10 protein-coding genes and 1 pseudogene are annotated in these 13,120 nt (G+C 30.6%); all 11 read right to left on the reverse strand.

Annotated features, from left to right (window positions below):
* Positions 1-767: 767 nt before the first annotated feature.
* The 11 genes and pseudogenes from FNW21_RS15455 to FNW21_RS15505 all read right to left on the reverse strand — a co-directional run bounded on the left by FNW21_RS15455 (position 768) and on the right by FNW21_RS15505 (position 12,972).
* Positions 768-1,568, reverse strand: coding sequence for a hypothetical protein (locus FNW21_RS15455; protein WP_144257655.1), 801 nt, complete (start codon positions 1,566-1,568; stop codon positions 768-770).
* A gap of 187 nt (positions 1,569-1,755) precedes the next feature.
* Positions 1,756-3,255, reverse strand: coding sequence for a P-loop ATPase, Sll1717 family (locus tag FNW21_RS15460; protein WP_144257656.1), 1,500 nt, complete (start codon positions 3,253-3,255; stop codon positions 1,756-1,758).
* A gap of 695 nt (positions 3,256-3,950) precedes the next feature.
* Positions 3,951-4,469, reverse strand: a complete 519-nt coding sequence (locus tag FNW21_RS15465; RefSeq protein ID WP_144257657.1) for a CbrC family protein — start codon at positions 4,467-4,469, stop codon at positions 3,951-3,953.
* Positions 4,470-5,242: 773 nt separating this feature from the next.
* Positions 5,243-6,070 carry a phospholipase D-like domain-containing protein gene (locus tag FNW21_RS15470; protein ID WP_235889652.1) on the reverse strand — a complete coding sequence of 276 codons (828 nt, stop codon included), beginning with the start codon at positions 6,068-6,070 and terminating at the stop codon, positions 5,243-5,245.
* Between the two features lie 350 nt (positions 6,071-6,420).
* Positions 6,421-6,690 (reverse strand): hypothetical protein, encoded by a 270-nt coding sequence (locus tag FNW21_RS15475; RefSeq protein ID WP_144257659.1) that lies wholly within the window; start codon positions 6,688-6,690, stop codon positions 6,421-6,423.
* A complete protein-coding gene (locus tag FNW21_RS15480) occupies positions 6,684-7,457 on the reverse strand; it encodes a DUF3883 domain-containing protein (RefSeq protein ID WP_144257660.1) in 774 nt (257 codons plus the stop codon). Before FNW21_RS15480 ends, FNW21_RS15475 begins: the two co-directional genes overlap by 7 nt.
* 3 nt (positions 7,458-7,460) lie before the next feature.
* Positions 7,461-8,282 carry a DNA cytosine methyltransferase gene (locus FNW21_RS15485; protein WP_221932072.1) on the reverse strand — a complete coding sequence of 274 codons (822 nt, stop codon included), beginning with the start codon at positions 8,280-8,282 and terminating at the stop codon, positions 7,461-7,463.
* Positions 8,283-9,072: 790 nt separating this feature from the next.
* Positions 9,073-9,984, reverse strand: coding sequence for a hypothetical protein (locus tag FNW21_RS15490; protein ID WP_144257661.1), 912 nt, complete (start codon positions 9,982-9,984; stop codon positions 9,073-9,075).
* Between the two features lie 187 nt (positions 9,985-10,171).
* A complete protein-coding gene (locus FNW21_RS15495) occupies positions 10,172-11,260 on the reverse strand; it encodes a type I restriction enzyme HsdR N-terminal domain-containing protein (RefSeq protein ID WP_144257662.1) in 1,089 nt (362 codons plus the stop codon).
* A gap of 152 nt (positions 11,261-11,412) precedes the next feature.
* On the reverse strand, positions 11,413-11,811 hold the full coding sequence (locus FNW21_RS15500; protein ID WP_144257663.1) for a hypothetical protein: 399 nt from the start codon (positions 11,809-11,811) through the stop codon (positions 11,413-11,415).
* A 159-nt stretch (positions 11,812-11,970) separates the two neighbouring features.
* Positions 11,971-12,972, reverse strand: a pseudogene (locus FNW21_RS15505) (IS30 family transposase).
* Positions 12,973-13,120: the final 148 nt, after the last annotated feature.

Here is a 13,120-nt window from a genome sequence, read left to right on the forward strand (position 1 = left end):
AAACTAATACTGATATTTTTTTCATTTCTAAATTATTTTCTTCTGCGAATTTCAGCATAACTAGCTACTAACGTTCTCGCGCTACACGCAGTTTGGGATTAAATTAAGCCTATTCTTCGGATTTGCCAAATCTTCCAAATACAAGACCAACTTTAAATTAAGCCTAAAACCCAAATTGCTTGTAGCGTGTGTTATGGGGCGGTTGTTTTGTCGAAATTACAATTAAACCGCAAATTTTTCACGCTTCTGTTGGCAAATTCCAATTTACACCTTTCCTTTTTTCGGCTAGTAATTTTCGGCTTATTATTTTCAATTATTCACTTTATATTTCTGCGCAAAAATTTTCAAGTTTCTACTTTTCAAGTTTCTGCTGGCAAGTTTCGACTTTCACGCTTCTGCTTTTCAGATTCCAATTTTCAAGTTTGCTTCGCCTGTTCGCTGTCGCTCGAGTCTGTTGGCAAGTTCCAACTTTCACGTTTCAGTTTTTCGTCTGTTTATTGTCAGATTCCAACTTTCCGACTTCTGCTGACGATTCCAATTTTCACGCTTCTGCTTTGTAAATTATCTGCGAGTTACAAACTTCATTTTCAAATCGAAATTACCTGCGTAATTTCGGCACAACTGCCCCATAACGTTCTGGCACTACAGCGGGTTTGGGATTAAATTAAGCCTATTCTTCGGATTTGCCAAATCATTCAAATACAAAACCATTTTTCCATTAAGCCCAATGCCCAAATCCGTTGTAGTGGCTGTTGGTGGCAGTTTATTTATTTATGGAAATAGAGAAAGTGCATTTCACTATTCACATTTATTCCTTTGAATTTAGCAGGAACCCATTTTGTTTTTTTAACGAATTTTACGGCTTCATTTTTAAAATATTCTGCAAACTTATTGTTTTCAGTATCTGTGAAACTACAATCAGTTTCAATGTTGCTTATTTTTCCACTTTTATCTAAAATAAAATTTATTTGTGTACTCGAATAATATTTTCCTGATTTAAATTTATAATCATTTGGATAAGTAAACTGTTTTTCAAAGTCTTCTGTGGGCTTTTTAAAATAATCTGAATAATTTTTTGTGTTCGGGTATCTTGAAGTTGTATCACACTCTTCAAATTTGAATACTAAATTTGGATTATTTATTACAAATTGAATTTCGGCTAAATTTCTTAATGTGCTTATAAATTCATTGCCATATTTATTTTCAATAGCAATTCTCATTTTAGAAGCGTAGCAATTTCTTTTAAATCCGTTTAGGTCAGGAATACAAGATACTAAAGCGGAATCAATTTCTATATTATAAGCGGAAAGTAACGTTTTCATTTCTTTATTGCTTCTATACATTTTTGTCTTTCCACGAAAATAGAAATAAACTAATTTTCCACTTTGTATATCTTTTTCTGCTCGTTTTTCTTCATTTAGACAAACCGTATCTTCCTTTTTAGTCTGATTTTGATTGTAAACATAAATCGAATCATTTGATTTTTCAATATCATTTTGTTCGTGTTTTTTGTTGCAAGAAAACAAAAAGCAAATAGTAATTAATAGAATGACTTTTAAAATTTTCATAGATTCTTGTTTTCGCCCATTTTGCGGTTAAATTGCCACCAACGTTCTGGCACTACAGCGGGTTTGGGACTAAATTAAGCCCAATTTTCGGATTTGCCAAATCATCCCAAATACAAAACCAACTTCCCATTAAGCCCAATGCCCAAATCCGTTGTAGTGGCTGTTAGCTGTAGTACATTTTTTTTAGTTATGTTTTATTAATTTCTAATCCATTTTTAAGAGCAAATATTACTTTTGAATCTTTTATTCTATATTGTGCAATTCCCCCTTGTTGTGAATCAAGCCCGATAAGCCCGATTCTTTCCATTCCTATTACATAATTTATTGTAGACCCACCAGTTTGAGCCTTTTCATTTAATTGATTTTTTGTAAAAATTTCAGTATCTAATTTCAAAAGATGTTTAGTATAAGAATAAATATCCATTGTATTTGCTCTGGAATTTGACTTTTTGGGATAGTATTCATAATAATTAAAAGTTGTTACAAATTTAACAAGTGCTTTTGGTATTGATTCACTTTCAATTTTTGTTGAGTTAGAGTCTGATTCGAATTGAACTTTGAATAGATTATTAAAAATATGCCATAAATCTCTTGGATTATTATTAGCAATCTCGAATACATTTTCAATTTCTAATTCAGTTATTGAATCTTCAAATAATGTTTTGTAATCTGATACGATTCCATCAGAATATGCTAGTAATCTCTGATTTAAGGCTTTTTTAAGATCCTCATTCGACCAAGATAAAGTTGGACAATAATGTTTTTGAGTCCTAACTTGATCTTTTATGAAATTAAAAGGTGTCGACCAAGTTGAAAAAACAACTTGTAGATCTTCTTCTAAAAATAATTTATTATCTGTAAGTATTTTAACAATGAAATCTGAAATTAATTCTGCATCATTCATAAATCTTGAATCCTCATCTGCTCTGTCAAAAACAATCAACACTCGATTAAAAGATAGTTTTTTTGATAATTTGGCAATCCTTAAAAGTAATTGATATGAAGTTTCTTGGTTAATGAATTCTTCTTCTATATTTGAAGTTGGCAGTTCAGGAAAGAAATTTTTTATTTGTACACTATCTGATAATGGTGGTAATCCAGTAAAATGTTTTGCAATGTATTCATCAATAAATACACCTCCAGCAGTTGCTCCATAATTAAAAACACCACGAAATATATTTTCAAATTTTTTGTAATTTCTTTGCAACCAAGAAATCTGAATATTTTCAATTTTTTCTCGTAAAATACCTTTAGAAATTTGAGGAACAAAATTTTTTAGTAAGTAACAAAGTAATAGTTTTTCTTCTCTATTCAGATTGGAAATTCTGGTTTTTCTTTCGGCTAAATTACTAAAGAGCGATACAGATAAATTTGATATTAAAAATTTATATAAATCATTAAGGTTATAATCACTTTTAAGAGGAGAAAAATCAATAATATGAACTAAAACAGTATTTTCTGCATCTACTTTATTTATAAAATCTTTGATTAAAGCTGTTTTTCCAGTTCCACGATCTCCTGATAAAATTATTGAATTTGTTTGAGAGAAGTTTTCTAAAATTGTTTCGTAATCATTTGGTTTGACAAAAGTTTTATCAAATCGTTGACTTTCGTTTTCTGTAGTAAAAGAAGCAAAAGGGTTTTCAATTAGATTATATTGTCCATAAAAATCTTTAATTGTTGTCATAAATTATATTTATTTTTATTGCAGTTTTTTTGGTTGTATTACAGCTAACGTTCCCGCGCTAAAAGCAGTTTGAGACTAAATTAAGCCCATTCTTCGGATTTGCCAAATCTTCCAAATACAAAACCATATTTAAATTAAGCCAAATACCCAAATTGCTTGTAGCGTGTGTTACTGGCTGGTTATTTTGTCGAAATTACAATTAAACCCCAAATTTTCACGCTTCTGTTGGCAGAATCCAACTTTTACATTTCTGTTTTTCGGCTTGTAATTCTCAACGTTTTTATTTTCAATTATTTACTTTTTTAATTTTTGCGCAAAACTTTTCACATTTCTGTTGGCAAGTTCCGACTTTCACGCTTCTGCTTTTCAGATTCCAATTTTCAAGTTTCTGTTGGCAAGTTCCCATTTTCACGCTTCCGTTTTCAGGTTTCAACTTTTCAAGTTTCTGCCGGAAAGTTCCAATTTTCACGCTTCTACATTTTTAAGTTTCTGCGAGTTGCAAACTTTAATTCCAAATCGAAATTACCTGCGTAATTTCGGCATAACTAGCCAGTAACGTCCCGCTACTACAGCGGGTTTGGGATTAAATTAAGCCCTATTTTCGGATTTGCCAAATCATCCCAAATACAAAACCAACTTTCCATTAAGCCAATTGCCCAAATCCGTTGTAGTAGCTGATGGTGGCTGTATTTTTATTAATCGCAATCTACATGTAATCTATGTTGTCCACAATTCACACATTGAAACAAATAGCCCACTAAACTTCCATCTTTTGATAAGTATTGTTTAATCATTTCAGGTTCATAGCCATTATTTTCAATATCATCAATTAATTCATCCATGAATGGTTCAATAGTTTTAGTGTCAGCATAATCAATTAATTTACAAGGTTCGTTACAATGAGTGAGCCAAACTTCTTGTTGCCAACTTATATAACTCGGTGTACGTTTGCTAACTTCTAATAGTAGTTCTTTATCAATACTTTTATAATTTTCAATTCCATCGTAATCATTAAATACTCCATTAAACATTTCAGCAACTTTTCCATTTTCTATACACCAAGGACAAATATAATCGGGTTCTTTTTCGCTATAAAATGAACCTGTGTATTTTAAATTTCTATTTTCGTTACAACACGAACAAATTCCGTCAACTTTTTCAAAAACATTAAGTTCATATGCGTTTGGGCTAAATTTGAATTTCGGTAATTCCATAAAGTGAGTAAATTTTAAATTTTCTTGTTTTACGATTTCTGCTGTAATATTGCCACCATCGTTCTCGCGCTACAGCGGGTTTGGGACTAAATTAAGCCCATTCTTCGGATTTGCCAAATCATCACAAATACAAAACCAACTTTCCATTAAGCCAATTGCCCAAATCCGTTGTAGCGTGTGTTGGTGGTTGGTTGTTTTGTCGAAATTACGAATTTCCTCAAAGATTTCACTTTTTTGTTTCGCAATTTGCTACATTCTGCTTTTCACGCTTCAATTTTTCGGTTCGTAATTTTCAACTTATTGTTTTAAATTTCAATTTTATTTTCTGCGCAAAACTTTGCAAGTTTCTGCTGATAAAAATCCGACTTTCACGCTTTTGCTTTTCAGTTTCCAACTTTCCAATTTTCTGCGGATAAAAATCCAACTTTCACGCTTCTGCTTTTCAGATTCCAATTTTCAAGTTTCTGTTAGCAAATCCAATTTTCACGCTTCTACTTTTTCAGTTTTCTGCTTTTTCAGTTTCTGCTGATAAAATCCAACTTTCACGCTTCTGTTTTTTTAGTTTCTGCGATCTGTGAACTTTATTTCCAAATCGGAATTACCTGCGTAATTTCGGCACAACTTGCCACCAACGTCTCGTGGCTTGGCGTCAGTTGGGGATTTGGTTAGCAAAATGTATAAATTAAAGACCGAACTTCCAAGTACAAAACCAACTTTAAAGTTTGCCTAAAACCCCAATTGCGCCAAACCGCTGTTAACTGATGTGCTTTTATTTATTCTGTTTCTTTGTTGAATTCTGAATATGTATTTGTTTTCATTATATCGATTTTAAAATCTCCAATTTCATTTTTCGTAATAATTACGCTGTCAAAACCTAATTTATCTAACTTTTCCATTGTTGCTAATTCTCCTTCTTTAAGTTGTAAAACTTTTCGTAACAACCAATCAGACAAAGCTTTGTTTGGATTTGTCATCAATGCTTTTGAATTTTCTTGACAAAGTTTAGCCGAGAAAATTTCTCCGCTTGGAATTTGCAAATTAAAATCTTGGTCACGTTTTGGAAAGAAATTTGGATATTTTCTGTGCAATTCCGCAGGAATTGGAATATAAACTTCTCCAAAATCTCTTTTCCTTCCGTTTGCATTCCATTGATTTAAACCGCTACGCTCAAAAATAAATTTTTCTTTTTTCTGAATTCCGTAAAGTGGCAAAATGACATAATTTTCTCCTTTTACAAGTTTGTCGGTTGCGGTTTTTAAGTTTTTATTTTCTTCAAATAATTCAAGCAATAACGAATATGGATCATCAATTATATCAATTGGCAATCTGAACACATTTTGTGGAATTATGAATTTTCTAAAAAGTGTGCTTTTGGAATAGTTAAATGAATATAAATTATTTCCGTCCTCAAATTGCAAACTCGCTTTATTGTCTTTAACTGAATGAATATTAGCAACATCGATAGTGTTGTAATCAGTTTCATAAAGCAATAATTCCTTTTCTTTTCGTGCAACGATATGATAAAGTGAATTTTTAATATCGTAAACTCTTGAAGCCAAATTTATTCTATCATTTCTATATTCGCCAAGTTTTAAAGCCAATTCTTTGCCTTTAAAATCTTTTAAAGTTCTTGATAATGAGTTAAATTCGGCAACTTTTTCTGTACTTGTATTTCCGTTACAAACAAAAGTTTTTAAACCAATTCCAACGGAATTATAATTTGCGTCAAACGCAGTATCAGAACGCGAAAGATTTCCAGCGTCAAAACTTCTACAAAAAATATTTTCAGCAACACGATAATTAATGAAAGGAACAGCACTTTCGCTAAAAAGACCCGAAAGCTTTGAAACTGCTAATATTTTTTTTGGAGCTAATTCCCGCTATACGTTCCAATCTTTTTAGGCGAAGAAAAATCGCCAAAAAAGGATTTCCACTCCTATCGGGGCTAGGGCTATCCGTTTTCTATGAAATCATAGATAAAATCATTAATTTGTTCGCTTTCTTCATCAAATTTTAAAACAATTCTTGATGATATTTTTTCAACCCAATTATCAATTTCAATAAATGATACAAAATTATTTAAAAAATTTAAGCGTTCATTTTTGTTGTTAAATTCATCAAAATAAATAACAATATCTTCTTTGAAATTGTCATAATAGTTTCCTTCAGTTTTAGTCAAACTGTTTTCTAAATAAATTATTTTTTCTTCAAATGTTAACATATGTCTTTTGATAAATGATATTCTTTAGTTTCTTTTGATTTTATTATTCGTTCTTCAAATTTTAAATTATTGATTGGATTTTCAATAGTTAGGAAAGTTGGTAAATCATTCATATTTAAAACCAAAGTAATTATATAATCATTTTTATATTCGGAAGCCATTAAAAATTCTTTTTCAGTCAATCTAAATTTTCCTTTTTTCTCTCTAATTCCTTTGACTTCGGCTAAATAGGAACTTTCATTAACATTAATCTGAAAATCATAACCATCGCCGTATAATCTAGCATCTTCTAAAATTCCATTATTAAAAGCTGAAATTTCATTGAAATTATTCATAAAATATAATTCAGCCTCTAATCCTGTTTCTTGAAGTTTTTTAAATCTTGATTTTACAATTGGTTTAACTTCAACAAAAAGTTCTTTGATTTTATAATTTTCTTTCAAATATAATTTGACAATATCAGAATATCCTTTTACATTTTCATTTCCAAATAAACTATCTATTAAATATTTTCTATGAATGTAAGCATCTCCTTTTTGCCACCAACCTTTTCGCCCATTATTTGGGAAAAATGGATCAAATAAATCCATTCTATTTTTTACAACACTTCCTGTTTCAACTATTCCAATCTCAACAAAATAATTAAAGAAATTAGTCTTTGTAGTAAAACCAAATTCTTTTATAAAGGCGTTATCAAATTTAGATAGTCCATAACCAAGTAAGTTTAGAATTTCATAATTTTCGTGTTTATTTCCTTTTTGTTCCATAAATTATGCAACAAATTTAAATTGAGAATATTTTTCGACTTGATTTGGGTCAAATGCAACAATAAAAATCCGTTCACGATTTTGTGGTATGTTTGCGTGTGTCATTGAGTTCAAAATTTTTGTAAAAACTTTGTAACCCAATTTGTCTTCTAAAACAGAAATTATAGTTTTAAATGTATTTCCGTTGTCGTGAGAAACTAAATTTTTCACATTTTCCAAAAACACAACTTTTGGTTTGTGTTGTACAACGATTTGCTCAATGTCAAAAAATAATGTTCCTCGTGTATCAGCGAAACCTTTTTGGTTTCCTGCAATTGAAAATGCTTGACAAGGAAAACCTGCACACAAAACGTCAAATTCTTGCGGAATATAATTTTTAACACGTTCTTTTGTAATGTCGCCAAAAGGAATTTCGCCAAAATTTTCTCTGTAAGTTTTTTGAGCTGATGTTTCCCATTCGCTTGTAAATACACACTTTCCACCAACATTTTGCATAGCTAATCTAAATCCGCCAATTCCTGCAAAAAGGTCAATAAATTTAAAAGTATAATTATTTGGAGTTGGAAACGGAACGTTTTCAACTTCGAAAAGTAATTGTTGCAAAGCATCTTCTGCAACAATTGAAATTTTTTCTTCGGTTTCTTTATATTCAACAAAGTTTTTTAAAACTTTGACTGCATCTTTTTTGTAATGTTTTGAAACTCCGTTACGATAATTATGTAAGTAATGAGTAATCAAAGCCTTATCGTAAGGTTCGACAACTTTAATCTGATAGTTTTTTCCATCAAATTCCTCAATACTTACTTTTTGTCTTACTGCTATCATAACTTTTTCATACTTAACGCAAAACTACAATTTAATTTTTAAAATTCGTAAATTAAATGTTTCTCGTTTACGATAAAGTTCTTGCGAGCGAGCATATCAGTTAACGTTCTCGCGCTACACGCAGGCTGGGATTAAAAAAGCCTAAAACTTTCGGTTAAAAACTAATTTCGGCTGACACAAAACCAGCTTCAAATTTTGCCAAATGCCCAGCTTGCTTGTAGCGTGTGTTATGGGGCGGTTGTTTTGTCGAAATTACGATTATCACACAAAGTTTTCACGCTTCTGTTGGCAAATTCCAATTTTCACGTTTCTGCTTTTCTACTCGTAATTTTCGGCTTATTATTTTCAATTATTCACTTTATATTTCTGCGCAAAACTTTTCAAGTTTCTGCTTTTCAAGTTTCTGTTGGCAGATTCCGACTTTCACGCTTTTGCTTTTCAGATTCCAATTTTCAAGTTTCTGTTGGCAAGTTCCAATTTTCACGCTTCAGTTTTTCGTCTGTTTATTGTCAGATTCCAACTTTCCGACTTCTGCTGGCGATTCCAATTTTCACGCTTCTGCTTTGTGAATTTTCTGCGAGATGTGAACGTTATTTCCAAATCGAAATTACCTGCGTAATTTCGGCACAACTGCCCCATAACGTCCCCGCGCTACAAGCAGTTTGGGACTAAATTAAGCCTATTATTCGGATTTGCCAAATCTTACAAATACAAAACCATATTTAAATTAAGCCTAATACCCAAATTGCTTGTAGCGTGTGTTGGTGGTAGTGCTAATTTTGATTTTTAATTATTCTCCCTCATACCAGAATATTTTTTGATTACTTTCTGTTATTCCAACGAATCCTCTATTTGTTAACCAATATCTATAAAGATTAATTTTTCCATTTACGGGATTCATTGCATACCAACATTGATAATTTTTTAATGAATCTTTATTAGTCTTTTCAATATTTACAATAAACTCTTCCATTTTAATAGTTTTTAAAGACCAACCTCCAGATTTTAACAATTCTAATTCTGAAATGTCACTTATTGAATACTTATAAATTTCATATTTTCTTTTGTTAGCAAGCGACATATTTTCATTATAATCGTTAGATATATAAATGCTATCGTTAGATATTTTCTGAACAATACCATATTCTGTTTTTTTGTTATCTTTAAACTTAATATTATAACTTAAATTTTCTAAAATTTTCAAGTCATTATTAATTTCATCTTTTTTCTTTAAATTAATAACAAATTCTGTTCCTGTTTGAAATTTATTCCTTATCGAATCATTTTTAAATTTTATATTTTTTTTGATATTATTGATTTCAAAATAAGGCACTTCTCTTTCTGCGAATAATGCAGCTAAATTTATAATTTTAAAGCTCACCACATTGTCAATATCATATGAACTTATTTTTTTACTTGGCCACCAAGCATTATATTCACTTGCCTTAATTTTTCCACTTTTGTATCTAATTGTTTGAAGCATCAATTTATATTCCTTATTATTGGATAGTTTTATAGTTAACTGGAAATTTTCATTACAATTCAACCAAATTTTTTCTCCTTTTTCATTATAGCAATATATTTTTTGTAATGCGATTGAGTCATTAAATTGATTTATAAAATCATTTTTGTCCATTGTATAAATTCTTTCTCCATAACTAGAAAAAGAAATAAATAATAGTAAGTATATATATGTTTTCATCTTCAAATTTAGATATTTTCGGGAAGCATTACCACCAACGTTCTGGCACTACAGCGGGTTTGGGACTAAATTAAGCCCATTCTTCGGATTTGCCAAATCATCCCAAATACAAAACCAACTTTCCATTAAGCCAAATGCCCAAATCCGTTGTAGTGGCTGTTGGTAGCTGGCTTTTTGTAGGTTTAGTTTAAACTTCTTCAATTTTAAACCCTTCTTTTCTAGCCAAATCAACAATATTGTCAATATTTGCTTTACCCCATTCTGTCGAAACTACAAACTTTACATTATCACTGCTGACCAATATGTTTTCATTTCCAGTAAAATGTCTTTTATTAGATTTATTGGCATATTTTGTTTCTACTAATTCAAGTTCGTTAATAACTCCTGTTGAACCTTGATATTCGTCACGAAAAATATTTTTAAGACTGCTGAAGTTCAAAGGTTTTTCTTTTAAATAAGCTCGAACTAATTCTAAAACAAATTTGTTTTTCGCAAGTTTTGTTCCTGTTCCGTTAATAATGTATTTTGTTTTGTCTCTCGAACTTTTGATTTCAGACAGTTCGGAAATATCAGTTTGAATTTTTGGCAGTTTAATTTCAGTTGGATTTTTTGTTATAATGTTTATAGATAATCCTTGCAGGACATTGTCGATTATTTCTCCGTCATATTTATTTAGTAAGTCAAGTTTAATTAATTCTAAAATTTTCGGTTCGTAATCTGGTGATAAGATTATCTGGGATAATATTTTCTGCTCATTTTTTCTGTTGATTTTATTCAGTGAATTTTGTGTAAATGTATTTAATGAGTTATAACTAAAATTCTCTTTGTTAAATAATTCCACAAATTTCTGTCCTTTTTGACTATCTTTTTCAAAATCGATGGTTTCAAGTAGAACTGGTTCGTCATGTTCTGTTAAGTCTCCATCATAAAATATTTGAATAACTTGACCAATTAAAACACCATAATGAAGTTTTAATTGTCGCATATAAGAAAACAACTGTTGTTGAAATTTAGTATTCAGCGGTATATTTGGTTGTTTGATTTCAATTACAAATAAGTTTTTCTTTTCTGCTGAATTTACAACTATATCAGGAACAATTCTGTTTGAAGCACCAATAGGAAATGATGGACGAATTTGTAAATCTCCAGAATATTCTTTCCAATCTAAAACTCGCAAGGATTGAATTACATTTTGTTCAAAATCACTTTCGCTAATTTCTGTCCGAATATTTTCGGATAGCAAAAAGCATATTTCTTTCCATTTTTCGTTATTCATCTACGATTTCTTTTTAAGCTTGCTACCAACGTTCTGCTGCTTCAAGATGCTTGCGGAATTGATAGCAGAGTAGTTTTGGTTGTGCATATTTATGATGATAGCACGTAATTCCACTAAATCCGCAAGTATATTGAAACAGCTGTTGGCGGTAGTTACTGTATTATTTTTTGGTCATTTTTTCCACTCCAAGAAAGAATTTTATAAAGCACATTTTTTTCTTTTTCAATTTTTATAACGTCATTTGTTAAAGTCGTTTCATACCAATTCCCATTTTTATAAGCAATTACCCAAAATATTTTTTCATTAGTGATTTTTTCAATTAGCATTTCAAGTTCTTCTATACTATCAACTGAATATGATGAATTTGGAAGATGATTTTGTATCCATATTGAATTATCTTCAGTAGTACGTATTGCAATTCCGCCAATTTCAGCTGCATTCAAATTTTCACAATGCATCAATAAAAAATCATCATCACTTTCGTCTTCAAAATTTAGACTTGGAAATTTAAGAAGAATTTCAATGTAAATATTTTTTGAATAAATGTTCATTTTTAAGATTCTTGTTGTGGGCGGTTTCAAGTTTCTAGCGCAATTTTTTGGTTTGTGAATTTACCGTTTTATTTCCCGCATTTTTGCACCAAATTTTGAATGATTTGGTTTCAAAATTCGAGAATAAAATTACGATATTTTTTTGAATAATGGTCATTTTTAAATAAAATTATGGGTCATATATAACCTTGAAATTGTGTTTAAAGGTGATTCGTATTCTAGGGTTTTTCTGGGTCTTTCATTGAGTTGATTTTGGACTTGATTTAGGTCTTTTTTAGACAGTAAACGAAAGTCAGTTCCTTTTGGGAAATAATCTCTAATAAGTCCGTTTGTATTTTCATTAGTTGGTCTTTCCTAGGGTGAATATGGGTGTGCAAAATAGACCTTTACTTTAGAATTTTTAGTAAATAATTTGTGTTGGGCCATCTCGGTTCCGTTGTCATAAGTCAGCGATAATTTTAAATGTTTTGGGATGTTTGAAAATGCTTTTTCAAATGCTTTTCTCACTGATGTTGCATCTTTCTTTTTTAATGGTACAATGATTAAAAATCGAGTAGTTCTTTCTACTAATGTTCCAATGGCACTTTCTCTATTCTTTCCCAGCACTAGGTCGCCTTCCCAGTGTCCTGGTATTTCACGTGTGAGCACTTCTTCAGGTCTTTCATCAATACGAATTGGGTCTTTTATTGTTGTTCTTTTATCAGCACCACGACGTACATTTCCTCTATAATTTCGCTTTTGACGTAGTTGAGAAATCAGTAGTTTTTCGACCTCTTTTTTAGGTTGAATATAGATGTGATAATAGATGCTTTCATGAGATATTTGCATAGTTGGATCAAATGGATAAAACTGTTTTAGAGCATTGGAAATTTGCTGTGGCGACCAATGTAATTCAAGATGTGAATATACAAAATTTTTCAGTTTTGGATTACTCTCAATTTTAGTTTTTCCGAGTCTTCTATCGAGAAGATTATGGACAAAATTCACCTCTGCTTTTAGGTTTTGATAGGATCCTTTTTTTACTCTTTTTAGTTCTCTGGAAATAGTACTTGGATGAACAGATAGAGTAGAGGCAATTTGGCTATTATTTTTACCAAGTGCAATTAGTTTTTCAATCTCAATTCTATGGTTTCGATTGAGTCTTTTGTAAGCTGTTTTCATGATACAATTTTAAGTTATTTTTTTGTCTTAAAATTGCGTTAGATTCTTGATTCTGCGGTGTAATTACCGCCAACGTTCTGGTACTACAGCGGGTTTGGGACTAAATTAAGCCCTATTTTCGGATTTGCCAAATCATCCCAAATACAAA

It is taken from the genome of Flavobacterium restrictum, from assembly GCF_007097245.1.
GTDB lineage: Bacteria > Bacteroidota > Bacteroidia > Flavobacteriales > Flavobacteriaceae > Flavobacterium > Flavobacterium restrictum.